General features: G+C 55.5%; 18 protein-coding genes and 1 tRNA gene. 8 read left to right on the forward strand and 11 right to left on the reverse strand.

Translation table 11 applies throughout. The features are described 5' to 3' along the window. Positions 1–238: 238 nt before the first annotated feature. The 3 genes from FHS21_RS26165 (at position 239) to FHS21_RS26175 (ending at position 3,124) form a co-directional block, all read left to right on the forward strand. Positions 239–928, forward strand: coding sequence for a transporter substrate-binding domain-containing protein (locus FHS21_RS26165; RefSeq protein WP_312879934.1), 690 nt, complete (start codon positions 239–241; stop codon positions 926–928). A gap of 123 nt (positions 929–1,051) precedes the next feature. Then, positions 1,052–2,707, forward strand: coding sequence for a lysine--tRNA ligase (locus FHS21_RS26170; RefSeq protein ID WP_112551428.1), 1,656 nt, complete (start codon positions 1,052–1,054; stop codon positions 2,705–2,707). A gap of 33 nt (positions 2,708–2,740) precedes the next feature. Then, a complete protein-coding gene (locus tag FHS21_RS26175) occupies positions 2,741–3,124 on the forward strand; it encodes a VOC family protein (RefSeq protein ID WP_112528236.1) in 384 nt (127 codons plus the stop codon). Here the strand turns inward: FHS21_RS26175 and FHS21_RS26180 are convergent, their stop codons facing one another. From FHS21_RS26180 to FHS21_RS26205, 6 genes are all read right to left on the reverse strand, one after another. Next, entirely contained in the window at positions 3,125–4,015 is an 891-nt protein-coding gene (locus tag FHS21_RS26180) for a thermonuclease family protein (protein WP_112528234.1), read from the reverse strand. Between the two features lie 13 nt (positions 4,016–4,028). Beyond that, a complete protein-coding gene (locus FHS21_RS26185) occupies positions 4,029–4,670 on the reverse strand; it encodes a S24 family peptidase (RefSeq protein ID WP_112528232.1) in 642 nt (213 codons plus the stop codon). Positions 4,671–4,902: 232 nt separating this feature from the next. Then, on the reverse strand, positions 4,903–7,122 hold the full coding sequence (locus FHS21_RS26190; RefSeq protein ID WP_112528230.1) for a 3-hydroxyacyl-CoA dehydrogenase NAD-binding domain-containing protein: 2,220 nt from the start codon (positions 7,120–7,122) through the stop codon (positions 4,903–4,905). A gap of 10 nt (positions 7,123–7,132) precedes the next feature. After that, positions 7,133–8,341 carry an acetyl-CoA C-acetyltransferase gene (locus FHS21_RS26195; protein ID WP_112528228.1) on the reverse strand — a complete coding sequence of 403 codons (1,209 nt, stop codon included), beginning with the start codon at positions 8,339–8,341 and terminating at the stop codon, positions 7,133–7,135. A 27-nt stretch (positions 8,342–8,368) separates the two neighbouring features. Then, on the reverse strand, positions 8,369–9,541 hold the full coding sequence (locus FHS21_RS26200; RefSeq protein ID WP_112528226.1) for an acyl-CoA dehydrogenase family protein: 1,173 nt from the start codon (positions 9,539–9,541) through the stop codon (positions 8,369–8,371). A gap of 65 nt (positions 9,542–9,606) precedes the next feature. Continuing rightward, on the reverse strand, positions 9,607–11,400 hold the full coding sequence (locus FHS21_RS26205; protein WP_112528224.1) for an acyl-CoA dehydrogenase C-terminal domain-containing protein: 1,794 nt from the start codon (positions 11,398–11,400) through the stop codon (positions 9,607–9,609). A 463-nt stretch (positions 11,401–11,863) separates the two neighbouring features. Between FHS21_RS26205 and FHS21_RS26210 the strand changes: the two genes are divergently transcribed. From FHS21_RS26210 to FHS21_RS26220, 3 genes are all read left to right on the forward strand, one after another. Beyond that, entirely contained in the window at positions 11,864–15,139 is a 3,276-nt protein-coding gene (locus tag FHS21_RS26210; protein ID WP_162701879.1) for a peptidoglycan-binding protein, read from the forward strand. 204 nt (positions 15,140–15,343) lie between these two features. Then, on the forward strand, positions 15,344–16,279 hold the full coding sequence (locus FHS21_RS26215) for a sulfite exporter TauE/SafE family protein (protein ID WP_112528258.1): 936 nt from the start codon (positions 15,344–15,346) through the stop codon (positions 16,277–16,279). Next, positions 16,276–17,070 (forward strand): TIGR02186 family protein, encoded by a 795-nt coding sequence (locus FHS21_RS26220; RefSeq protein WP_112528220.1) that lies wholly within the window; start codon positions 16,276–16,278, stop codon positions 17,068–17,070. The genes FHS21_RS26215 and FHS21_RS26220 overlap by 4 nt, the downstream gene beginning before the upstream one ends. Here the strand turns inward: FHS21_RS26220 and FHS21_RS26225 are convergent, their stop codons facing one another. Next, positions 17,071–17,985 (reverse strand): class I SAM-dependent methyltransferase, encoded by a 915-nt coding sequence (locus FHS21_RS26225; RefSeq protein WP_183664836.1) that lies wholly within the window; start codon positions 17,983–17,985, stop codon positions 17,071–17,073. A gap of 6 nt (positions 17,986–17,991) precedes the next feature. Then, positions 17,992–19,002, reverse strand: a complete 1,011-nt coding sequence (locus tag FHS21_RS26230; protein ID WP_210283635.1) for a hypothetical protein — start codon at positions 19,000–19,002, stop codon at positions 17,992–17,994. Positions 19,003–19,269: 267 nt separating this feature from the next. Here FHS21_RS26230 and FHS21_RS26235 point away from each other — a divergent pair, with 267 nt between their 5' ends. Further along, positions 19,270–20,232 carry an NAD(P)H-dependent flavin oxidoreductase gene (locus FHS21_RS26235; protein ID WP_183664838.1) on the forward strand — a complete coding sequence of 321 codons (963 nt, stop codon included), beginning with the start codon at positions 19,270–19,272 and terminating at the stop codon, positions 20,230–20,232. Between the two features lie 32 nt (positions 20,233–20,264). Here FHS21_RS26235 and FHS21_RS26240 read toward each other — a convergent pair whose 3' ends face one another. The 3 genes from FHS21_RS26240 to FHS21_RS26250 all read right to left on the reverse strand — a co-directional run bounded on the left by FHS21_RS26240 (position 20,265) and on the right by FHS21_RS26250 (position 24,005). Then, positions 20,265–21,074, reverse strand: a complete 810-nt coding sequence (locus FHS21_RS26240) for an FAD binding domain-containing protein (RefSeq protein ID WP_112528212.1) — start codon at positions 21,072–21,074, stop codon at positions 20,265–20,267. Between the two features lie 12 nt (positions 21,075–21,086). Further along, positions 21,087–23,432, reverse strand: coding sequence for a xanthine dehydrogenase family protein molybdopterin-binding subunit (locus tag FHS21_RS26245; RefSeq protein ID WP_183664840.1), 2,346 nt, complete (start codon positions 23,430–23,432; stop codon positions 21,087–21,089). Between the two features lie 84 nt (positions 23,433–23,516). Continuing rightward, complete coding sequence (locus FHS21_RS26250) at positions 23,517–24,005, reverse strand: (2Fe-2S)-binding protein (RefSeq protein ID WP_112528209.1); 489 nt, start codon at positions 24,003–24,005, stop codon at positions 23,517–23,519. A 267-nt stretch (positions 24,006–24,272) separates the two neighbouring features. Here FHS21_RS26250 and FHS21_RS26255 point away from each other — a divergent pair. After that, positions 24,273–24,348: transfer RNA gene (locus tag FHS21_RS26255), tRNA-Thr, on the forward strand. Positions 24,349–24,896 lie beyond the last annotated feature (548 nt).

Consider the following 24,896-nt stretch of genomic DNA (forward strand, 5'->3'; position numbering starts at 1 on the left):
GTTTTTCTGAACGGGCTGGAGCCAGCCTGTCAAGGGCACCCAGATCGTGTTACTCTCACGCCAAATCACACTGTTACGTTGAGACCGAATGCATTTCCGCACACTCGCTACAACCACTCTAAGCATCGTCCTGATGGCGGTGTCGCCAGCCCATGCCGCGTCGAACTTTCCGCACTATTGGGACGGACGTGAACATGTTTCCAAGCCGAATCTTTCCACAATCGAGCGCATTCGTTTTGTGACTACGGTCGACTACCCGCCCTTCAATTTTATTGATAGTACAGGACGCATTTCCGGCTTCAATATCGATCTAGTGCGGGCGATCTGTGATGAGCTCGCTGTCACTGCAATGTGTCAGGTTGAAGCGCGCCCATGGAACGAATTGCTGCCAACACTTGAAAATGGAGAGGCGGAAGCGATTATTGCTGGCCTAAGACCGACAGCAGCCTTGCGTCAGAAACTCGCCTTTACGACGCCTTATATGAGGCTGCCAGCACGATTTGTGACGCTGAAGGAAACGCCACTTACTGAACCTCTTGCCGATACGCTCGAGAAAAAGACAGTCGGCGTTGTAGCAGGGTCTGTGCATCAAGTGATTTTTGCTGACTACTTCCCGAAGGGCCATTGGGTCGGCTACCCCTCGCGTGATCTCATGCTCAAGGATCTCCAAGCAAAGAAAATTGACGCCGTATTCGGTGACGGGTCGGATCTATCCTTCTGGATCGGCAGCATTGAGTCGGGCAACTGTTGCGCCTTCGTCGGTGGACCCTATATCGCGCCCCAGTTTCTGGGTGATGGAATGACCATTGCGACCACACGTAAGAATAGCGAACTTATCGATGCCTTTAATTTTGCCTTGAAGGCGATGGAGGAAAAAGGCACTACATCCGAACTCTATCTGCGTTATTTTCCGGTCGATTTTTATTGAGCTGATTGAACCATTTGAGATCAGCGCAGATTGTCTTCAAACGGGCACATGCAATTGACGCCAGCCACCTTGCGCCATAGTGTCCGCCCGCCTTACCAGACGGCAGGAACACAGGAAAAACGAATGACTTCGCGCCTTGATACCCAAATCGAACTGAGCCCCGAATTAATCGAGGCAGCAGCAGAGGCCAAAGCTTGGCCCTTCGAGGAGGCGCGAAAGATCATTAAACGCTATGAAAAGACCGGTTACCCCGAGACGATATTGTTCGAAACGGGCTATGGCCCCTCGGGTCTGCCGCATATCGGCACGTTCGGAGAAGTGGCGCGCACTTCCATCGTGCGCCATGCCTTTCGTGTGTTGACCAAGGACCTGGTCAACACCAAGCTGCTGTGCTTTTCTGATGACATGGACGGCATGCGGAAGATTCCGGACAACGTACCGGACCCCTCCTCACTCGTGCCGCATCTGCATAAGCCACTGTCGTCCGTCCCAAATCCCTTTGGTGGCGATTACAGCAGTTTTGCTGACCACAACAACGTCATGCTGTGCCGCTTTCTCGACACGTTCGGCTTCGATTACGAATTTGCCAGTGCGACGGAATACTACAAATCGGGACGCTTCGATGAAGTGTTGCTTCGGGCGGTCAAGCATTACGACGACATCATGAAGGTGATGTTGCCAACGCTCGGGGAGGAACGCCAGGCAACCTATAGCCCCTTTTTGCCGATCTCTCCCACGAGCGGCAGGGTTCTCTACGTGCCGATGAAGAATGTCGACCCCAAGAACGGCACGATTACTTTTGACGACGAAAACGGCACCGAGACTACCGTTCCCGTGACGGGTGGTAATGTCAAACTACAATGGAAGCCTGACTTCGGCATGCGTTGGGCGGCTCTCGGTGTGGATTTCGAGATGTTCGGCAAGGATCATCAGACAAATGCAATCGTGTACGACCGCATTTGCGAGATTTTGGGAGGCCGGGCGCCCGAGCATTTCGTCTATGAGCTGTTTCTCGATGATGTTGGCCAGAAGATATCCAAGTCGAAGGGGAATGGCATCAGTATCGACGAATGGCTGACCTATGCACCCACGGAAAGCCTCGGTCTCTACATGTTCCAGAAGCCGAGAACCGCAAAACGGCTTTATTTTGATGTCATTCCCAAGGCAGTGGATGAATATTTCACCTATCTCGCCGCCTACGAACGCCAATCCTGGAAAGACCGGCTGAACAATCCTGTCTGGCACCTGCACAATGGTAATCCGCCGATTGTGGAGATGCCAGTACCGTTCGCGCTTCTGTTGAATCTCGTCAGCGCTTCCAACGCTGAAAACCGTAGCGTTCTCTGGGGTTTCATTTCCCGCTACGCACCCGGCGTGACCCCGCAGAACAGTCCGGAACTTGATGCACTCGTCGGCTACGCTATCCGTTATTTCAACGATTTCGTAAAGCCGACAAAGAAATTCCGGGCACCCGACGAAGTGGAACGTCTAGCACTCGAGGGGATGGGCAAAATGCTCGCAGCCCTGCCTGACGATGCCGACGGCGGCATGATTCAAAATGCCATGTTGGACGTGGCCCGCGGCATCGAACGCTATCAGGACCATGCGAAAAAAAGCCCGGAAGGGGGCCCGGGCGTGTCCGTATCGTTCTTTCAGATGCTCTATGAGGTTCTTATTGGCCAAGAACGCGGACCGCGCTTCGGATCGTTCGTGGCACTCTACGGAATCGCCGAGACGCGCGCATTGATTGCGAGGGCGCTCATGGGACAATTAACTTGAGATAGTGCGCCTCAAATTCTCTCGGAGGGACGAATGATCGATCACACTGGTGTCGTTGTAAGTGACTTCGAGCGAAGCAAGAAATTCTATCGGGAAGCGCTCGCTCCAATTGGATACGAGTTGCTCCACGAAGTTCCAGCTTCGGTAACGGGAAGCGCGGATGTGGCGGGTTTTGGCGAGGGTGGCAAGCCCGACTTCTGGGTAACCAATGGCGAGCCGAACAAACCGCCGCTTCACATCGCCTTTCGTGTCAAAAGCCGCGATATCGTCAATGCTTTTCACGCGGCTGCCATAGCGGCTGGCGGTAGTGACAACGGACGACCCGGATTGCGTCCGCATTACCATCCCAATTATTACGGCGCGTTTGTGCGAGACCTTGACGGCCATAACATCGAGGCTGTTTGCCACGAAGCATAGCTATTCCGGACGCGGTGGGAATGGGGCGTTTGGTACAGCCAATGGCGGCGGAGATGGTAGCGGCTCGGCAGCAGGTTCCGGTGCATCACTCACCGACGGTATGGGCAAGTTGGCTGAGGCTGGCAGCGCTGCGGGCGGACTACCGAAGATACCAAGCTTGGCTTCCTCGGCTTTCTTCATCCTATCCGCCATGGGCGTTCCGTCCTTCGCGCGCGCCCAACCGTTCTGCACTAACCACTCGGCAAGATCCGCGTTGCCGAGCGTGCATTGTGTGGCGATGATATCGTCGGGCGGTTGTCCCGGCACGTTGCATTCGACAGCGCGAGAGCGTAGCCAATTGCGGAACGCGGTCCGTGCAGCCATGCCACACGGCCATGCACTACCGCCATCCATAATGCAGGTTTCCTCCGGTTGAACTACCTCGATCCCATCCAGCGCGATTCGGTAACCACCTGCTTCAATTGTGCCAGCTGCGGTAGCGACGGGGCGATAAAGGAGTACAGGCTTGGCAGTATTGTCGACAGGCGCCGGAGGTGGCGCCGGCGTAGGAGTTGTCGGCGGTGCGGGAAGCAATTCCAGCGTTGTACTCAGGGGTGGACGAGGCTCCACCCGTTCGAGCGGTGCATTGTCAGTACCTGAGGGAGACATCGCATCCGGATCGACCTGACGCGCCTGCGGTGATGTAACCCTTCCCTGCGGCTGTGTGGCTTCCGATGGATCTTCTGGCGCGGCATTGGTCATCTCGTCGGGCAGTTCGAAATTCTCTGGCGTGACATCGACGCCTTGGCTTTGACTAGGCGTATCGATGCCCCCGCTAAAGGGTGCGACGAAAGCGTAGATCAGCCCCAAAACCACCAGAACGGTCAGGACATAAAGCGGTAGCTGGCGCATGTAAAATGCGTTCCTATTGGCTTGCCCACAGGATCCGCGCGATCCAATCGATATGGACCGCATCGAAGGTGCGATTGGGATGCTCGGGGTTCATCGATTGCAACTCGATCGTCCGCGGCGTCTGCCGTGCAAGTATCTTGGCCATGACTTCCCCGTCCTTTGTACGCACCACCACACGGTCACCCCGTCGCACTCCTCCCCCGGGCGCAACGATGATCGTATCGCCGTCGCGATAGAGCGGCAGCATGGAATCGCCCGACACTTCAAGCGCATAAACCGAGTCGGCAGGCCCTACCGGAAACTCGACGACATCCCAGCCTTGACCCACAGGAAAGCCGCCATCATCGAAAAAGCCTCCAGCGCCTGCCTGCGCGAAGCCAAGCAGCGGTACAGCACGTGTCGCGCCGCCATTCCCGCCGCTGGCCCTGCCCAGAACGAGCGTCATGAATTCGTCCAGAGAAGCGCCGGTAGCTTCCATGATCTTGGCGAGCGACTCTGTTGACGGCCACCGTGCGCGCCCGTCAACAGCGTAGCGCTTGGATTTGTTGAAGGTTGTTGGATCAAGCCCCGCACGCTTCGCCAATCCCGACACGGAAAGCGAATGGCGTTCTGCCAGCGCATCTATGGCCGCCCATATGCGGTCATGTGAAAACATGATGATATCCAATAAAGGAAAAAATACCTTCAGCACTGTTTTATAAAGAAATTTGACAAAAGTCGAGTAGAATTACGGAAAATTTTCTCATTTTTCACAGTTTTTTGTGCGTGGTCCAACAGTTATCAATAGACAATCGTCAATTGCCGACATCATAACGACGTCGGCAAGCACGCTTTAAGTGAACTTGTTGAACCACGCGCAAAGAACCTATTTCTCTCCACTCACCCTATCAAGCAGCCTGCTTTTTGTCCTCTGCGGAGTACGGATTGAAACGGTCGTAGAAGGTTTCGCCTTTCTCAGCCATGTCGAGCAAAAGCTTCGGAGCCTTGAACTGTGCGCCATACTTCCGCTGCAGGCCTTTGGCGATTTCGACGAACTTCGCCGCGCCCATCCCATCGATGTAGGAAAGTGTCCCGCCAGTATAGGGCGCAAAGCCGAAGGCAAGGATCGACCCCACATCCGCTTCACGGGGATCAGTGACAATGCCTTCCTCCATGACGCGTGCAGCTTCCAGCGCGATCGTGAACAGGAAGCGTTGCTTCAGTACCTCGACGTCGATCTTGTCCGGGTCCTGTTGCGGATAAAGCGTCTTCAACTCGGGCCACAAATGCTTTTTGGCAGGCTTCGCCGGATAATCATAGAAGCCCTTGCCGTTCTTGCGGCCACGGCGATCATGTTTATCGACTAGCGTGTTCACGAGCTCAACATGCCGCGGATCAACAGCCTTTGGCCCAAGATCAGCCAATATGGCCTTCAGTATCTTCTGCGACAGGTCAATGGCAGTCTCATCGTTCAGTGCCAGCGGACCGACCGGCATGCCTGCCATACGCGCCACATTCTCGATCATTGCGGGTGGAACACCTTCGATGAGCATGTTGTACGCTTCAGACATGTAACGCAGAACGCAGCGATTGACGTAGAAGCCGCGTGTGTCATTGACCACAATCGGCGTCTTCTTGATCGCACGCACGTAATCGAGCGCAACAGCCAGTGCCTTGTCCGATGTTTTCTTGCCAAGAATGACTTCCACCAGCAGCATCTTGTCGACGGGCGAGAAAAAATGAACTCCGACGAAATTCTTGGGACGTTGCGAGACCTTGGCAAGGCCAGTAATGGGTAGTGTCGATGTGTTAGATGCAAAAATCGCGGCGGGCTTCAGCACTGCTTCCGCCTTTTCTGTAGCGATCCGCTTGACTTCACGATCTTCGAACACCGCTTCGATGACGAGATCCGCGCCTTCGAGATCGGCATAATCAGCAGATGGTGTGATCAGGCTGAGAAGCTTTTCCTTTTCTTCTGCAGTGGCCTTGCCCCTCTGCATTTCCTTGGTAACCAGCTCGACGGAATGCGCCTTGCCTTTTTCCGCAGCCTCAAGACTTTGGTCGAGGAGCACAACCGGGATGCCGGCTTTGGCAGTGACGTAGGCAATGCCCGCTCCCATGAAGCCTGCACCGATAACACCGATTTTTTTGAATTTCGTCGGTTTGACATCAGCTGGACGGCGGGCGCCCTTATTCAGTTCCTGCAAGGATACGAACAGTGAGCGGATCATCATTCCGGCCTCTGTCGTCTGCAGTATCTTTGTGAAATAGCGCTGCTCGATCTTGAGCGCCGTGTCAAAAGGTACGAGCAGGCCCTCATAGACGGATTTCAGGATCGAGGCAGCGCCCGGATAATTGCCATAGGTCTCGCGGCGGAGGATGGCCGTGGCGGCTGGCCAAAGATTAGCTCCTGCCGCTGAATAGATCGCACCGCCCGGGAGCTTGAAGCCCTTCTCGTCCCACGGCTGGACTGGCTTAAGACCAGCCTTGATCATCTTCTTGGCAGCGTCCACCAGCTTCTTGGCCGGAACGACCTCATGCACCAGCCCCATCGCCTTGGCGCGCGATGCGGTCAGACTGGAACCAGTCGTCATCATCTGCAGTGCGTCCTGCTGGTTGGTCAGGCGTGGAACACGCTGTGTACCACCAGCACCCGGGAAGATGCCGACCTTGACTTCCGGCAGAGCCATCTTCACCGACGGGTCATCGGAAACGACGCGGCCATGGCAAGCTAACGACATTTCGAATGCACCGCCCATGCAGATACCGTTGATCGCGGAAACCCAGGGTTTGCCACATGTTTCCAGCTTGCGGAAAAGGCCACCCATCTTGCCGGTATTTTCGAACAGGAGCTCGACCGCCTTCTTCGGGTCCTTCGCCTTCTCTTCCTGGAAAAGCTGGAACATGCGCTTGAGCATGGTCAAGTCGGCACCGCCGGAGAAAGTGTCCTTGCCGGAGGTGATAACAGCGCCCTTGATTGCCTCGTCCTTCGCAACCCGATCGACGATCGCGTCGAGTTCCTTCATCACCTCTTCGGTGAAGACATTCATCGACTTATCCGGCATATCCCAGGTTACGAGTGCAATACCGTCCGCGTCGACGTCAAATTTGAAGTTCGTATAGCTCATCTTTATCTCCTCAGACGCGTTCGATGATGGTTGCAGTGCCCATGCCCGCACCGATGCACAGTGTAACGAGCGCAACATTGAGGTCGCGGCGCTCCAATTCATCAAGCACAGTTCCAAGGATCATGGCGCCGGTTGCACCAAGGGGGTGTCCCATCGCAATGGCACCGCCATTGACGTTGATCTTGTCGCGCGGAATATCGAAGGCCTGCATGTAGCGCAGCACCACAGCAGCAAATGCCTCGTTGAGCTCAAAGAGATCGATGTCCGAAATCTTCATCTTGGCGCGCTTCAAGAGCTTCTCGGTTACGTCGACTGGGCCGGTCAGCATCAGCGCCGGGTCCGAACCGATGTTGGCGAATGCGCGGATGCGGGCGCGCGGCTTTGAGCCGATCGCCTTGCCTGCGCTTTTTGAGCCAAGCAATACGCCGGCGGCGCCATCAACGATACCGGACGAATTGCCGGCATGATGGACGTGATTAATCGTCTCGACTTCGGGATGAGCTTGAATGCCGACAGCGTTGAAGCCACCCATTTCACCAGGCATCACGAAAGATGGATTGAGCGAAGCCAGTGCCTGCATGTCCGTGGTCGGCCGCATGTGCTCGTCATGATTGAGGATCGTCAAGCCGTTCTGGTCCTTGATCTCGAGAACCGAATTCTTGAAGTAGCCTTTCTTCCAGGCTTCGCCGGCCCGCTTCTGGCTCTCAACTGCGTAAGCGTCAACATCGTCGCGGCTGAAGCCATACTTCGTGGCGATCAGATCAGCGGAAACACCCTGCGGCATGAAATAGCCTGGCAGTCCGACGGACGGATCCATGTACCAGGCACCACCCGACATGCCCATGCCGACCCGCGACATGGATTCAACACCGCCGGCGATGACGATGTCGTCCGCACCCTGCACGATCTTGGCAGCGGCAAAATTCACTGCGTCAAGTCCAGATGCGCAGAACCGCGATATCTGCATACCGGGCGCCTTGAAATCATAGCCCGCTTCAAAAGCGGACGACCGCGGAATAACAGCACCAGCTTCGCCGACAGGATCGACACAGCCGTAGATGATGTCGTCGACCAGGCCCGTGTCGAGGCCGTTGCGATCGCGCAGCGCCTCAAGCACATGAGCGCCGAGACGAACGGCAGGCACTTCGTGCAGACTGCCGTCCTTTTTGCCTCTGCCACGCGGCGTGCGGACGTGGTCGTAAATATATGCGTCAGTCATTTCATTCTCCCTGTTCGAACCGGTAGCTCAAAGGCTGCGGGCGATCAAAAGCTTCATGATTTCGTTGGTGCCGCCATAGATCCTCTGGACGCGCGCGTCGCGGAACATGCGGGCAATCGGATATTCATTCATATAGCCATACCCGCCATGCAGCTGCAGGCATTCATCGACGACCTTGTTCTGCAGGTCGCTGAGCCAGTACTTTGCCATGGAGGCAGTCACCGGATCGAGCCCGCCATTCACATGGCGTTCGACGCAATGATTGTAGAAAACACGGCCGATCGTGGCCTCTGTTTTGAGCTCGGCCAACTTGAATTGAGTGTTCTGGAACTCGATGACGGCCTTGCCGAAGGCCTTGCGCTCCTTGACATAGTCCGACGTAACAGCGATGGCACGTTCTGCCATGGCAATAGCCGTTCCGCCAATCTGCAAGCGTTCTTGGGGCAATTGCTGCATCAGCTGGACAAAACCCTGTCCTTCTTCCGTGCCAAGAAGATTGGACGTCGGCACCCGCACATCGTTGAAGAACAGTTCCGAGGTATCGTTCGACTTCAACCCGATCTTATCGAGATTACGGCCGCGCTCGAAACCTTCCTGCCCATCGGTTTCGACGATGATGAGTGAGGTGCCCTTAGCCCCCTGCGCCGGATCCGTCTTGGTCACGACAACGATCAGATTCGCCAGCTGGCCGTTGGTGATAAATGTCTTCGACCCATTGATGACGTAGTGGTTGCCATCCCTTTTCGCGCTGGTCTTGACGCCCTGGAGGTCCGAACCCGCACCAGGCTCGGTCATGGCAATGGCGCCGATTAGCTCGCCGGTCGCCATTTTCGGCAACCATTTCTGCTTTTGCTCTTCCGAGCCATAGTGGAGAATATAGGGAGCAACGATGGAATTGTGCAGGGCTATGCCGAAGCCGTCGACACCGACATGGCTGATGGCTTCAAGAATAGCGCTTTCGTGCGCATAGTTTCCACCTGCCCCACCATATTCTTCCGGCATTGAGGCGCACAGAAGCCCGTTCTCACCGGCAAGCTCCCAGACCGAACGGTCGAACATTTCCTGTTTCTCAAAACGGTCGTAGTGCGGCAGAACCTCGGCCTCGAGAAATTTCGTGGCCATCTCTTCCAGCATTACGACATCGTCAGTCTTCCAGTCGGGTTTTGGAACACCCAATACTTCTTCCGGTCGCAGACCCATCACAAACCTCCCGAGATCAGTTGACGGAGCCGCGAGGCCGCGGCTCGAAATGAGCGTGCGATAGCTTAGAATGCTTCCGCAGCGAGCGCCATCATCGTATCCGCTCCCGTCTGAATACGGGCAAGATGCGCCGAAGTTTCCGGCATGACGCGCTCCATGAAGAACTTGCCGGTGACGAGCTTGGTCTCATGGAATGTCTTGTTGCTGGCGCCTTCCGCAAGCTTGGCATGCGATGCCTTGGCCATTCGTGCCCACATATAGCCGAGCGAAACCAAGCCGAAGAGATGCATGTAGTCGGTCGAAGCAGCACCCGCATTGTCTGGGTTCGCCATGCCGTTCTGCATCAGCCACATGGATGCCGCTTGCAAGTCGTTGAGGCCCTTCTTCAAATGCTTGGTGAAGAAGGACAGCTTCTCGTCGCCGCGATTTTCCTCGCAGAAATCACCGACTTCCTTGAAGAAAGCCATGACCGCACGGCCGCCATTTGCACCGAGCTTGCGGCCGACCAGATCCAATGCCTGGATGCCATTTGCGCCCTCATAGATCATCGCGATACGCGCATCACGAACATACTGGCTCATGCCATGCTCTTCGATGTAGCCATGACCGCCAAAGACCTGCTGCGCCATGCAAGCGTGCTCGAAGCCCTTGTCGGTCAGGACCCCTTTCAATACCGGCGTCATCAGGCCGAGAATGTCATCCGCCAATTGCTTTTCGGTTTCATCACCCGAGCGATGCGCAATGTCCGATTTCAATGCCGACCACAGGATGAACGCGCGTCCGGCTTCGTTGAAGGCCTTTATCGTCAGCAGGATACGGCGGATGTCCGGGTGGACGATAATCGGATCAGCCTTCTTGTCCGGCTGCTTTGGCCCGGTCAATGAGCGCCCCTGGATACGGTCGCGCGCATAGATGGCAGCGTTCTGGTAGGCAATCTCGCCGATGGACAGACCCTGCAGTGCAACGCCCAGGCGCGCTTCGTTCATCATTGTGAACATGGCGCGCAGACCCTTGTTCTCTCCGCCGATCAGGTAGCCGGTCGCTTCATCATAATTCATGACGCAGGTCGAGTTGCCGTGGATGCCCATCTTCTCTTCGATGGAGCCGCACGATACGCCATTGCGCGTCCCAGGATTGCCGTCCTCGTCCAGGTTGAACTTCGGTACGATGAAAAGCGAAATACCCTTGGTGCCTTCCTGTGCGCCTTCGATACGGGCGAGAACTAGGTGAATAATGTTCTCGGCCATATCGTGCTCGCCGGCCGAGATGAAAATCTTCTGACCGGAAATCCGGTATGAACCATTGGCGTTCGGCACAGCCTTGCTGCGCAACAGACCGAGATCGGTACCGCAATGCGGCTCCGTGAGGTTCATGGTGCCGGTCCAGGTACCATCGGTCATTTTGGGCAAATAGGTTTGTTTCTGCTCGTCGGTGCCGTGCGTGAGAATGGCCGCGATCGCGCCCTGCGTCAGGCCGGGATACATGACGAGCGCCATGTTCGCCGAAGCCATGTATTCACCCGCCGCCACATGCAGCGTGTATGGCAGACCCTGACCACCAAATTCCTGCGGCACGGCGAGGCCAACCCAGCCGCCCTCGCGATACTGATCAAACGCTTGTTTGTAACCCTTGGGTGTCGTTACCGAACCGTCGTCGTGACGCACGCAGCCTTCTTGGTCACCTATCTGGTTAACCGGGAACAGTGTGTTCTCAGCGAGCTTTGCGCCTTCACTGAGGATGGCTTCAACAATATCCGGCGATGCGTCGCCAAAACCTTGTAAATTGCCGTAGCGTTCAAAACCCAGAACATCGTTCAAGATAAATAGCGTGTCTTCAACAGGCGCGCGATAGCTCGGCATCAGGCTTCCTCCAAAACAAAGCAAAAACGGCACGCGAGTTATGGCGCCGTTGAGATATTCCTAACAAATTTTGACGTTTGCGTAAACGTCAAAATTGCGACGAATTCGTTTTTTAACGATGCATTTAGACACAGCGCCCAGCAATTTGAAGGTTGCGACGTCTTCTGAGAGAAATCTCCGTTCTTGAAGTGAGCTGGCCAAATACTTTTTTAACCATTCCATCCAAGGTCTTAACCAGTTGTTTACCACGTTTCGCCAATGTCACGATGACGGTGAACCGTGTCTATGTGTGATTTGTTTTTCACGGCTTGTCGGATCGCATGGGGCGCAAGCCCTGGGCTCTCCGGTTTGGCCCCGACGCGCACAGCGTTACCGGCTGTTTCCAGAGAGTGATGATTTTTCACCCGCCACGGTGTGGCGTCAACTCGAGCAACAGACGTCCATGACGAACCAGAGGTCACTAATGGAACAGGTCAATGTGAATCGCGCACGCCGTGATGCGACGTCGCTCGACAGTATCAACCGTACGCTTGAGGATCTTGAGAGCCAGTTGCGTGGTGCGATGGAGCCAAAGAAGGAAGTTTTTCCGGAAAATGAGGATATTGCCGACCGGTTTGCTGCCCTCGCCTCCCGTGCCGGTCAATTGACCACGCCCCGTTACCTTGCCCAGACACCTACTTCACACAAGTATGACCTCTCGGCAATTGCCGTTCAACTCAAACAGCTCCGTGAGGAGATGGAGGGCGAGATCAAGGCGCCCGCCCACTTTGCAGAACCACATAACGAAACGATTGGTAGACTCAGCCAGTCAACCGCTTCAAGTGATCGCCTGTTCAACCGCACTTCCGCAAGCCAGCCGGAGACGGGTCATCTTTCCATGCTGCGCGGGGACCTCGATGAATTGAAGCGCACTGTCAATACATTGGCCCGCGAAGAATCGGTGCAGAATCTTGGCGATCGCTGGGACGCAATCGATGAACGCTTCGATGCCTTTGTACAGCGTAACCCTTCGACTACTGGAAGTGGCACCTCGCTGCCTTCCAAATACATGCAGCAGCTCGATGAACGACTCGACGAGATCAGCCGCGCCATCGTCGCTACCTCGCAACCAGCTTCCGGCCACTCAATCGAAGTCGATGCTTTCGAACGCCTGGAGGCACGCATTGCGGCGCTGGCGTCGCCCGACCGCACCTCGGATACGATCCTGAAGCGCATGGGCGAACTCGCCGAGCGTGTTGATCAACTTACCGAGCAGAGCAAAACACCTGCGATCAGTCTTGACATCTTGTCTGAACAGCTTTCGGCAGTGATGCGCCATTTGCAAACCGCACCGGCGGCGATCAACATCTCCGATTTCCGCGACCTTGAAAGCCGCGTTCTGCAGATCATCGACAAGCTTGAAACCCTACCAAAACCAGCAGCGGATCCTGAGTTCATCGAAAAGATCGATCAGCGCTTCCAAGAACTAACGCGCCGTCTCGACGACCACCACCTGATGAGCGAGAACAGCGACATTCGCTTGACCGACAATATCGAAGCCCGTTTCGAGGACATGGCGCGCTACATTGCGCAAAACATGCCGCAAACCGAGAATACGCACGATGTCATCCGTAGTCTTGAACTGCAGATTGCGGGTTTGGCCGAGCATCTGGCTCAATCGAATGATCGATACGCCGAAATGTCCGCAATCCCACCACGCCTCGACGCGATTGAAGAATCAATGGCGGCAAACCGTGATCTCGTCGTGGAGGCTGCCCGCAACGCTGCGACTGAGGCGATCCGCAACACTTCTAATTTTGGCAGCGACCACGATAGCATGATTGCCCGCGAACTCGCCGCCGACTTGAAGACGCTGGAAAAACTTTCACGCAAATCCGAAGAGCGGAACAGCAAGACGTTCGAGGCAATCCACGATACGTTGCTCAAGATAGTTGACCGTCTTGCCTCGCTCGAAAGCGGGCCGGTTCCGGTCCACAGGCCCCTTGCAGCGCGGATTGAAGACACAGTCATCCCCGAAGAGCCAGCGATGAAAGCTACGCTGGCTTACGATTCCCCCATAGATGTCGGGCCGGCTCTCGATACGGCGATCTTCTTGACGAGCCAGGAACTACCATCGGAAGCGACGCGTGCTGATGTTGCGGAAGAGGGACCCCACGAAAAAAGATCTCTCTTCAGCAGCCTTGCCCGCGGCCTGAAGGGACGCAGCAGACAGGAAATGGTGCCACAGGACTTAGAAATCGATATCGTCGAGGAGGCAATGAAGACAGACAAAGTCGATCTGGATCCCAACATCCTAAACCGTCCGCTTGAGCCTGGCTCCGGCATGCCAGATCTGAATTCTATCCTGAAGCGCGTTCGCGATGACCGCCGTGATATGCCACTTGCCGCCGATGCATCCGCTGGCAAAGCCGATTTCATCGCCGCCGCCCGGCGTGCTGCTCACGCAGCAGCCTCGGAAGTCGAGAGCCAGAAACGCACTCCTGTGTCGGACAGGACTGACGATGCCAAGGACAGCCTGCTTACACGCCAGCGCAGGCCAATTCTCTTGGCGATCGGCGCGATCATGATCGCAATTGCAGGTCTGCAACTGAAGAATGCATATCTGAACTATGCGGACGGAATTGATAAGGCATCCATTGCCCAGCCTACGCCACCCGAACAAGTAGGCGATGTTGCAGCCAAAGCACCACAACCTGTAGAGCAAGGAAAGACTCCGGAACTTACAACTCCGGCCGAAAACAGCGCACCAAAGGAACTGGCTGCCTCACAGCCCGCACCGGATAGTGTGAAAGCGGTTATCGCCACGCAGCAAGCAACACCATCCACCATCGACGCCACGCCGGTGGCACCGGTCATCGATACTGCATCGACCACAGCCATTCCGGCCATTCCGACTGAGGCTGGACCCCAACCACTGCGCGATGCGGCAGCAAACGGCGACAGCAAGGCTCTTTTCGAAATCGGTAACAACTATATGGACGGGCGCGGTGTCAGCAATGACTTCGCCAAAGCAGCCGAATGGTACAATCTTGCTGCAGAACGGGGCTTCGCGCCGGCGCAATACCGTATCGGCAACTTCTACGAGAAGGGCCTTGGTCTTACTCGCGATCTGGCGAAAGCCAAGACTTATTACCAGCTTGCCGCCGAACAAGGCAACGCGAGCGCCATGCACAACCTCGCAGTCCTTTTTGCCGCCGGAACCGATGGTGTAGCCCCGGACAACGAAGCCGCCGCGCGTTGGTTTGCCCAGGCAGCCGAACTCGGTGTCAAGGACAGCCAGTTCAATCTTGGCATACTTTCAGCCAAGGGTGTGGGCCTGCCACAGAATCTGGAAGAGAGCTATAAATGGTTCGCCATTGCGGCCAATGCCGGTGACAAGGACGCTGCTCAGAAGCGAGACGACGTGGCCAAGATCATGTCTCCCGAGCAGCTTGAACGCGCGAAAGCTGCCACCGAGCTTTGGAAGCCGAAACAGCTGAATCCCGACGCCAACGCCCTTAACGTGCCCGCGGATTGGCAGGAAAGCCCAACGACGACCGGTTCGATCGACATGGAAAAGGCCATCCGCAACGTTCAGCTCATCCTCAACAAGCACGGCTACGATGCCGGCGGTTCGGACGGTAAAATCGGCGCTAAAACACGCGACGCGATCATGGCGTTCCAGAAGGACAATGGGCTCAAGGCCACCGGCAATATCGACAAGGATCTGGTTCGCAATTTACTCAGGAAGAATGGCTGACCTTGCCAAGGGGATAAGTTTCTCTCTTAAAACCATTATAACAATGCTATTGCGACACAGGGATTCGCGTTTAAACCGCAATGTATTGGGGCCCTCAGTCAGAATTTGACTTGAGCCCGGCAAGCGGGCAAGAAACCTTAAAGAATTGCTGTCATTGTGGTGTTACGACGGTGTCCTGACACCACAATGGGTTTGGGGTTCGCATTGGGTATTTACCTGCCTATCGCCGAGATTTCGGTCAATGTCTTCGTGCTATTTTTTATGGGCGCGGCGGTAGGATTTTTATCGGGTATGTTTGGCGTTGGCGGCGGCTTTTTGATAACGCCGCTTCTCATCTTTTATAATATCCCACCTGCTGTTGCGGTCGCTACTGGCGCAAACCAAGTCATTGCTTCGTCATTCAGCGGGGCTCTTACCCATTTCAAACGCGGCACACTCGACGTCAAGCTAGGTTCGTTGCTGGTTGTAGGCGGCATCGCCGGTGCAGGCGTCGGTATTTATGTCTTTGTTCTGTTGCGCGAACTTGGCCAGCTCGATCTCATAGTGTCGCTTCTCTATGTCGTCTTTCTTAGCACTGTTGGCGGTCTGATGTTGTATGAGAGCCTTCAGGCCATGCGAAGGACGAGAGCTGGCCAGCTCTCCAATCTGAAGAAGCCGGGCCAGCATAATTGGGTACACCGCCTGCCTTTCAAGATGCGGTTCCGCGCCTCGAAGATCTATGTGAGCATCATCCCCGTTTTGGTGCTCGGTGGAGCCATAGGGTTTCTCTCGTCGATCATGGGCGTCGGCGGCGGCTTTATCATGGTTCCCGCGATGATTTACCTACTGAAGGTGCCGACAAACGTGGTTATCGGGACGTCCCTCTATCAGATCGTTTTCGTCACGGCCTTCACCACTGTCATGCAGGCAACGACCAATCAATCAGTCGATATTGTACTGGCGATGCTTTTGATGACGGGGGGAGTGATCGGCGCCCAATATGGCGCTCGCATCGGCCAGAAATTGCGCGGCGAACAATTGCGCGCGCTGCTGGCCATGCTGGTTCTGGCCGTTGGCCTGCGCCTTGCCATCGAACTCTTTGTCACACCCGATGACGTTTATTCGATCAGCATTGCGCTGGCCACGAGGGCAGCGCAATGAATACGCCCGCCGCTGCTCTAATTCTGATCATTGCGCTCGCTGCGGGACAACAGGCCAGTGCACAGCAATTGCCTGGCAACAAGGAAACCGTTGAAATCGGCCTCTCGACCGATACGATCGCGATCACATCCGGCTTCCGAGGCACTGACCTGACGGTTTTCGGTGCGTTGGACAATGCTGATCCGCTGATCCAGCGGCAAGGTCGCTATGATATCGTTGTGGTCCTGCAAGGTCCCGAGAGGGATTTTGTCGTGCGACGCAAGGACAGATTTTTTGGCATTTGGGTCAATGCGGAATCCGTATCATTCCAACACATTCCGGCATCCTATTCGCTCGCATCAACCCGCAATCTGCAGGATATAGCAACGCCGAAAATATTCGGCCAGCTTAGCCTAGGGGTCAACAATATCTTCTACGAGCCAATACCTGACGGCTTTGGATCGAGCGAATCCCTGAAGGAGTTCACCAAGGAGTTGCCCCGGCTGAAGCTCAAACAGCGTCTATACAATCAACGCCCTGGCGACGTGCAATTCCTGTCATCCACGTTGTTCCGTGCGACCCTCTCGTTGCCCGCCAACGTGCCTGTGGGCAAACACATTGCGCGCGCATATCTGTTTCGCAATGGTGAGTTCTTGCGTGAAAGCTCGACGAGCCTCAACATTGTCAAAGCGGGGCTGGAGTTCCGCATCTACCGCGCCGCTAATCAATACAGCCTGCTTTACGGTCTTTTTGCCGTGTTCCTTGCCGTCGTGACTGGTTGGATGGGACGACTGGTATTCCGCAAAGATTAATCAGATGTCGGGCTTCGCGACGACGATAAGCCCTTGCAGGGGTTCGCCCCGATCAAGACGGATAGTCTCCTGCTGCAAACTTACCAATGTCATGGAATTCTCCGCCAGGACCCGCCGAACGTAGCTTTCGGAATGGGTGTAACGTAGCGATGGCTGTAGGATCAGCTCATTGTCGCTCGAATGGTTCTCAACGGAAAATGCGAACAACCCATCTGTTACCAAGGCCCCGGCGACATTGTTGAAGGCACGGTGGAGATCACCGACATAGACAAAGACATCCGCCGCAATGATGAGATCGGCGCTTTGGGCAGGCGTATCGAGTTCGTTGACATCGCCTTTGATAAGAGTGTCATAGACTTGTTTTTCGGCAGCCTTCTGCAGCATGGCTTCGGAGAGGTCCACGCCGCCTAGTTCATCGGCATCGGCGCGGAAATACGGACCCATCAGGCCGGTGCCGCAGCCAAGATCAAGCACGGAGCGGAAACGCCGTTCCGGCACAGCCACCTTGATGGCGTTCGCCAGCAATTCGGGGACGCGATACTCCAGCCTCTCCAAAAGCGCTATTTCAAAAGTTGGCGCATAAGCGTCGAATAGGGTTTCGACATAGGCTGTGGGCGGCGTTTCCGGTACGGCAGCGTGGCCGGTTGCTGCGAGCTTCAACCCTGCGCCAAAGCGATCGTCTGGATCGAGCTGCAGCAATTTGCACCAAGCTTCAGCCGCGGCATCACCCTGCCCCGCCGCCTCATGCATCTCGCCAAGGCGAAAAAGGCCGGCAGTCCAATTGGGAGTTATCTCCAGTGCCTGCCGCATGAGGTCTGCGGCCGCGCCATGATCTCCGGTTTCGAACAGCATGTCAGCATAGGAGGCACGGCGGTCGGCAATCAGATCGCCGGAAGATAGGAACGCGCGCTCCATCCTCTTCTAATTCGTGACCTGGACGCGAATCGAGATTATATCGACCGACTTTCCCGCCTGGGTTATATCCGAATTGATCTTGATCGCGCCGCCCGCAGCGGGTTTCTTGTCCGCCGGAAATTGCTTCTGCACCAGATACTCGCTGCTCGCATCGGAAACATCGAAACGCTTGCGTCCGCAATCACCCAGATCCCCGAAGTCGCAGCTCACCGCCATTTGCGTCCTCGCACCATCCTCGCTCTTGGCTACGATATCGAACATCGTGTTTTTGCCGGCAAGCTGTTCTAGAACGCCTTGGCCGACCTGGAAACTAACTTCATCGGCTTCACCGGGCGACTTGATACGCAGATACTTTTCCACCTGATCGCCACCGATCGTCGCCGTCGCCCGTCCGGCGACAGATACCTGCGTTGTGTCGGACGGATCAAAAACCGTAATCCAGTTACCCTCAGGTGACAACTCGCCTTCCTTCAGCGGCTCATGGCTACCGCTTACTGCCGGATTGCCGGTGCTTGGCGGGATGCTGGATGGCTTCGAATTAATGATTCCGGAAGCAACAAGCCAGAGCAGACCGAGCGCTAGAGCCAGGCTGGCGAGAATGATAACAAATTTGGTTAGGCCGCTCGCCTTTTTGCGTTCCGTGTTTCGCTTTAGCCGTGAGCGCAAACGGTCGGGGCGATAATTGTCGGCAGTAACAGGTTCATCCGATACCAGTTCCGGCGCGTCAAGTTCAGGTTCCTGTCCGACATCAATCGTTGGTTCGATCCTGGTCGTGGACTGCGAAAGCACCGGTTCGCGTCTTTCAACAACCGGCGCAGGCACTGGAGGCGCTATCGAACCAGTCGTCTGAACTTCTTTTTCGATCCTGGTGATTGCGTCCTTCAGCCGTTCGCGGCGTTCGTCCCGTTGCCCGTCGTCCAACGCCCCGTTTGCCGCAAGCGAACGCTCATGCGCTCCCCAGGCCGATTCGTAAACCTTCTGTCGAATCGTGGGGTTCCCGACGTCAACTTTGGCCAACGCATTCCTGATCGCTTGCTCGATCGCTTCCAACTCGACGATTATCCCTTCAACACGGCTTGCATGATTGGCTAGCCATAACGCATCTCGCTGCTTATTCAAGACTCGCGCGGCGCAATGATGGCGGCGGTTTCGAATTGTGAACGCTATTGTTCGACATGCTGCATTGCGGCTTGATTATAAAATCACTCTTTCACTTGCTCCCAATGCGTCAGCTCTGGTAAAGCAAATTACGTTTACGCTAACGTCAAAATTGGGAGATGAACAATGGCCTTGCCGGATATTTTGAAGTCGAAGTTGCGAATTCCGGTTGTTGGCGCTCCGTTGTTTATCATTTCACATCCAGCACTTGTCCTCGCACAGTGCAAGGCCGGAATTGTTGGATCTTTTCCGGCTTTGAATGCCCGCCCCGAAGCACAGCTCGACGAGTGGCTCGCAGAGATTACGGAAGACCTACGCACTCATGACGAGAAAAACCCCGACTTCCCTGCTGCGCCGTTTGCCGTGAATCAGATTGTACACCGCTCGAACAAGCGGCTCGAACACGATTTGATGATGTGCGTAAAATACAAAGTTCCCATCGTTATTTCATCGTTGGGAGCGGTGCCGGAGGTGAACGAGGCCATCCACTCGTATGGTGGTATTGTCCTTCACGACATCATCAACAACCGCCATGCGAATTCAGCTATTCGCAAAGGCGCGGACGGGTTGATAGCAGTCGCAGCAGGTGCGGGTGGCCATGCGGGAATGCTCTCGCCGTTCGCGCTTGTCCAGGAAATCCGTGAATGGTTCGATGGGCCTTTGTTGCTGTCGGGTGCCATTGCGACCGGCCGCGCCATTCTGGCGGCGCAGGCCATGGGTGCCGACCTTGCCTATATCGGCTCGCCCTTCATCTCCACCACAGAAGCGCGCGCGGGCGATGACTATAAACAGATGATTGTCGACTCCAATTCTTCCGACATCGTATATTCGAATTACTTCACCGGGATTCATGGAAACTATCTGAAGCCATCAATAGCCAAGGCCGGAATGGACCCGGATCATTTGCCAGAGGCTGACCCCTCCAAAATGGACTTCGAGGCAGCGACGACCGGCGCCAAGGCCTGGAAAGATATCTGGGGCTGCGGTCAAGGCATTTCGGCCGTTAAAGAAATCGCTTCCGCAAGCAACCTCATTGCCCGCCTTGAACAGGAATATCACGCGGCAAAGACGGCGCTTTGTGCAGCGTAGTAGAACTGTCGGCGTGCCAAGAGATGTTTGTTTCACATCGGTCTGTTCGAGATCTCCGCAACAGCGCGTTTTGCCATGACCTTGACCAGATTGGCGCGATAGTCGGCAGAAGCATGCATGTCGGATAGGAGGACGTCCGGATCCACAGCGAGACTATCTAGCGCTGAGGGACTGAAGTTTCCGGCGAGTGCTGCCTCGGCATCCTTGAGACGAAAAACCCCGCCCTCGCCAGCGCCCGTTACAGCAACACGGATATTGTCACCCGATTTGGCAACGAAAACACCGGCCATTGCGTAAAGCGAAGCCGGATTTGGGAATTTTTTGTAGGCAGCTTTGTCAGGCGCAACGAATTCCACGGCCACAACAATCTCGTCTGGCTGGAGCGCCGTTTCGAAAAGGCCGATAAAGAAGTCCGACGCGGGCAAAGAGCGTTGGCTGGTGATTATCGTCGCATCAAGCGCCAATAGCGCCGAGGGGTAGTCAGCAGCCGGATCGTTGTTGGCGATCGACCCGCCAATCGTGCCCATGTTTCGCACCTGCGGATCGCCGATATGGCCAGCGAGATTGGTAATAGCTGGGCATATCTTGGCAAGTTCCTCGTTGGTCGAGACATCGTAATGTGTCGTGACCGCGCCAATCCGCACGGTGCGCCCATCGACCGTGACGCCTTTCAACGCTTCGATTCTCCTGAGATCTATAAGATCGCTCGGCGACGCCAGACGCTGCTTCATGGTTGGAATCAGGGTCATTCCACCAGCCAGGAATTTGCCATCTTCGGCTTCACCCATCAGTCTTGCAGCCTCTTCAACGGAGGCAGCGCGATGGTACTGTGTCTCATACATGATGATTTCCCCTCACTTCGCAGCCTGGATGGCATTCCACACAGTTTGTGGTGTCGCCGGCATGGTCAGATTGTTGTTGTGGATTGCATCAGTGATGGCGTTGATAACGGCGGGGGGCGAACCAATTGCTCCCGCCTCGCCGCACCCCTTGATTCCGAGTGGATTGGACGGGCACGGCGTTTCTGTCGTCATTATGTTAAACGACGGCAGGTTCTGCGCGCGGGGCATGGTGTAGTCCATGAAGCTGGCAGTTAGCAGCTGCCCCGTATCGTCATAATGCGTGCCTTCCAGCAGTGCTTGGCCGATGCCTTGAGCCAGTCCGCCGTGGACCTGTCCTTCGACGATCATCGGGTTTATGATCTTGCCGAAATCATCCGCAGCAACAAACTGAATTATCTCTGTCACACCCGTCTCAGGATCAATTTCCACTTCGCAGATATGGCAGCCGCCTGGGAACGTGAAGTTGGATGGATCGTAGAACGCACCCTCTTTCAATCCCGGTTCCATGCCGGAGGGAAGATTGTGGGCGGTGTAAGCCGCAAGCGCTACCTGAAACCATGGCAGCGACTTGTCGGTGCCAACGACTCTCACATCACCGTCCTTGATCTCGATATCGGCTTCATCTGCTTCGAGGAGATGGGCAGCAATTTTCTTTGCCTTAGCTTCCACCTTATCCAAAGCCTTGACGACGGCTGACATTCCGACCGCGCCGGAACGCGAACCATAGGTCCCCATCCCCATCTGCACCTTGTCAGTATCTCCATGAACGATGGAAACGCTGTCGATCGGAACTCCGAAACGCTCGGTCGCCAGTTGCGCAAAGGTAGTCTCATGTCCTTGGCCATGAGAATGGGAGCCAGTCAGAATTTCGATTGTGCCAATCGCGTTGACCCGGACTTCAGCGCTCTCCCACAGACCCACGCCTGCCCCAAGAGAGCCGACTGCCGCGGAAGGTGCAATGCCGCAGGCCTCGATGTAGCAGCTCAATCCGATACCGCGGAGCTTGCCGCGCTTGGCAGCCTCCTCGCGGCGCTTCTCGAATCCCTCATAATCGGCAGCCTTCAGCCCGGCATCAAGGGTCGCATCAAAATCGCCCGCGTCATAGTTCATGATTACCGGCGTCTGGTGGGGGAAAGTGCGGATAAAATTTTTCCGTCGAAGCTCTGCCGGAGAAACCTTCAATTCACGCGCTGCGGTTTCCATGATGCGCTCAAGCACAAAGCTTGCTTCCGGCCGCCCGGCCCCGCGATAGGCGTCGACGGGCGCCGTGTTGGTATAAACGGCTTTCACATTGGCGTGGATTGCCGGAATATCGTATTGGCCAGAGAGAAGCGTGGCATAAAGATAAGTCGGTACAGAACTCGAAAACAGCGACATATAGGCGCCGAGGTTGGCAATTGTCTGCACCTTGAGGCCAAGGATCTTATTGTCCTTGTCAAAGGCTAGTTCCGCATGGGTTACATGGTCGCGACCATGAGCATCTGCCAGAAAACTTTCGGTCCGGTCGGCTACCCACTTGACGGGAACGCCGGTTTTTTTTGATGCCCAGAGGCAAATGAGTTCTTCAGGATAAATGAAGATCTTCGATCCGAAGCCGCCTCCGACGTCAGGAGCGATGACACGAAGCTTGTTTTCCGGAGCGACATTATAAAATGCGCTCAGCACCAAGCGTGCGACATGCGGATTTTGAGACGTCGTCCAGCATGTATAATGGTCCTCGCCAGCATCATAGACACCGAGTGTAGCACGCGGCTCGATCGCATTAGGAACGAGGCGGCCGTTGACAATATCCATTTTCGTAACGTGCGCAGCGCCTGCGAAAGCATCATTCGTGGCCTTTTCATCCCCGATGTCCCAATCAAAAATCAGATTGCCCGGCGCTTCAGGATGAAGTTGCGGCGCCCCTTCGTTGAGGGCTTCGGCAGTTTTCACAACGACCGGAAGCTCTTCGTATGACACGTCGACTGCCTCGGCCGCATCACGCGCCTGCCCTTTCGTATCGGCGACCACAATAACCACTGCATCGCCCACGTAGCGCACCGTGTCGGTGGCAAGCGGAGACCAAGCGCCCATCTTCATGGGCGTTCCATCTTTGGAATGGATCATCCAGCCGCAAATGAGATTGCCGATCCCGTCCGCTTTGAGCTCCGCGCCGGTCAAAACGCCAATGACGCCGGGCATCTTCTTCGCTGTTTCAACATCGATGCCGGTGATTTTCGCGTGAGCATGGGGGCTGCGCACGAAGGCAGCATGCTTCATGCCCGGTACGGACATATCGTCAGTATAGCGGCCCTTGCCAGTGATAAATCTTTTGTCTTCCTTGCGGAGAACACGTGCTCCGATACCTTCAACACCCATGGCTTCGTCTCCCTGTCGCGAGCGCGTTTGCCTGGAAAAAGTTGACCTCCAAGCCACCGGCTACAAAACTGAAAATCCAAATGATCAGGCGGCTTTGACGGCGCCCTTGCCCATTTTGTCCGATGCGTCGAGCACGGCCTTGACGATGTTGTGATAGCCGGTACAGCGGCAAATATTGCCTTCAAGCTGATCCCGCACGGTTGCTTCATCGAGCCCGTTTGGGTGGCGCCGTATCATATCGACCGAAGTCATAATCATGCCAGGCGTGCAGAAACCGCATTGAAGCGCATGATTTTCCCGAAACGCGACCTGAAGCGGATGCAGTTCGCCGTTGGGACTGAGGCCCTCGATCGTCGTGATCGTCGAGCCGGAGGCCTGGGCCGCCAGCATTGTGCAGGACTTGACCGCCCTGCCATCGACGTGAACCACGCAGGCACCGCATTGCGATGTGTCACACCCGACATGCGTGCCAGTTAACCCAAGATTTTCACGCAGGAAGTGCACAAGCAGTGTGCGGTCTTCGGCTTCGCCTGTGACGGCACGCCCATTCACGAACAATTCCACTTTGGCCATAGGTTCCTCCCAGAACGTTGACGCAGGTGCCTCTTCCGGGCGTCATGTGGTAGAGAGAAGATTAACCGCTCTTTCACACTTGTCTATCGTCAAAATAGAAAAATTCTAATTTGGCGATCCCGTGAGGATCGAGGGAGTTGGAGACTGGTAGTTTGACGATACGCACGCATCTCTAGGCTTGCATTTGCAGCACAATGAAGGTATCAGGCGCGACATCCGCCGGCACATCACGATGGCCGCTTTCAAGGATCTGGAAGTTCTCTTCCTGCCGCATTAGCTCAGTTGGTAGAGCACATCATTCGTAATGATGGGGTCAGGTGTTCGAGTCACCTATGCGGCACCATACTTTCAATGACTTAGCTTCTGTTGGTTTAGGGCTCCACAGCTACTGCACAGAAACCTGATCACGTTTAGTTCTCGCTCAGGCATCGTCAAATCTCTGCTGCTTTCTTCTGATAGTCAGGATGGTGATGCCCCCCGTACCCGTCTGGCAGGGACCGGTCAGGCGGGGCAATAGGGCTTGTCCCTTTCGCCGTCCATGAAAATGGCGTCTCCAAGTGTCGCCAGTCGGGATCAGGGCCGAAGTAACGTTTTAAGCAGGCTGAAGTTCTCGACCCTTGGTCAAGTGGGTCTAGGTTCTCGCTTGCTACCATGCGTGAATCAAAAACTCATCTGATTTTTCGAAGGAAGAGAAGCTCCCCCATCTTCATACCATTTTGGACTAACGAGAAGATGAAGGAGCGGAGATGGCAATAGCAATCCGCTAGATCGCCGACAGCGCGGTAGCGACTATTATCGGAACAAGGCGAATGATTTACACGTCAGCGGGATAGTGCTTTGGGCCGCAAGCAAGGCCGAGCTCGGAAGCCATTCGGTGGTTGGGGCCGTACC

The organism is Phyllobacterium trifolii, from assembly GCF_014192095.1.
GTDB lineage: Bacteria > Pseudomonadota > Alphaproteobacteria > Rhizobiales > Rhizobiaceae > Phyllobacterium > Phyllobacterium trifolii.

What these genes read in the sequence shown, in the direction of transcription:
- FHS21_RS26210 (WP_162701879.1), top strand. Translation starts at nt 11,864, where the DNA reads ATGGAACAGGTCAATGTGAATCGCGCACGCCGTGATGCGACGTCGCTC.
- FHS21_RS26175 (WP_112528236.1), top strand. Translation starts at nt 2,741, where the DNA reads ATGATCGATCACACTGGTGTCGTTGTAAGTGACTTCGAGCGAAGCAAG.
- FHS21_RS26220 (WP_112528220.1), top strand. Translation starts at nt 16,276, where the DNA reads ATGAATACGCCCGCCGCTGCTCTAATTCTGATCATTGCGCTCGCTGCG.
- FHS21_RS26240 (WP_112528212.1), bottom strand. Translation starts at nt 21,074, where the DNA reads ATGTATGAGACACAGTACCATCGCGCTGCCTCCGTTGAAGAGGCTGCA.
- FHS21_RS26200 (WP_112528226.1), bottom strand. Translation starts at nt 9,541, where the DNA reads ATGGGTCTGCGACCGGAAGAAGTATTGGGTGTTCCAAAACCCGACTGG.
- FHS21_RS26245 (WP_183664840.1), bottom strand. Translation starts at nt 23,432, where the DNA reads ATGGGTGTTGAAGGTATCGGAGCACGTGTTCTCCGCAAGGAAGACAAA.
- FHS21_RS26205 (WP_112528224.1), bottom strand. Translation starts at nt 11,400, where the DNA reads ATGCCGAGCTATCGCGCGCCTGTTGAAGACACGCTATTTATCTTGAAC.
- FHS21_RS26190 (WP_112528230.1), bottom strand. Translation starts at nt 7,122, where the DNA reads ATGAGCTATACGAACTTCAAATTTGACGTCGACGCGGACGGTATTGCA.
- FHS21_RS26170 (WP_112551428.1), top strand. Translation starts at nt 1,052, where the DNA reads ATGACTTCGCGCCTTGATACCCAAATCGAACTGAGCCCCGAATTAATC.
- FHS21_RS26185 (WP_112528232.1), bottom strand. Translation starts at nt 4,670, where the DNA reads ATGTTTTCACATGACCGCATATGGGCGGCCATAGATGCGCTGGCAGAA.
- FHS21_RS26195 (WP_112528228.1), bottom strand. Translation starts at nt 8,341, where the DNA reads ATGACTGACGCATATATTTACGACCACGTCCGCACGCCGCGTGGCAGA.
- FHS21_RS26250 (WP_112528209.1), bottom strand. Translation starts at nt 24,005, where the DNA reads ATGGCCAAAGTGGAATTGTTCGTGAATGGGCGTGCCGTCACAGGCGAA.
- FHS21_RS26180 (WP_112528234.1), bottom strand. Translation starts at nt 4,015, where the DNA reads ATGCGCCAGCTACCGCTTTATGTCCTGACCGTTCTGGTGGTTTTGGGG.
- FHS21_RS26225 (WP_183664836.1), bottom strand. Translation starts at nt 17,985, where the DNA reads ATGGAGCGCGCGTTCCTATCTTCCGGCGATCTGATTGCCGACCGCCGT.
- FHS21_RS26235 (WP_183664838.1), top strand. Translation starts at nt 19,270, where the DNA reads ATGGCCTTGCCGGATATTTTGAAGTCGAAGTTGCGAATTCCGGTTGTT.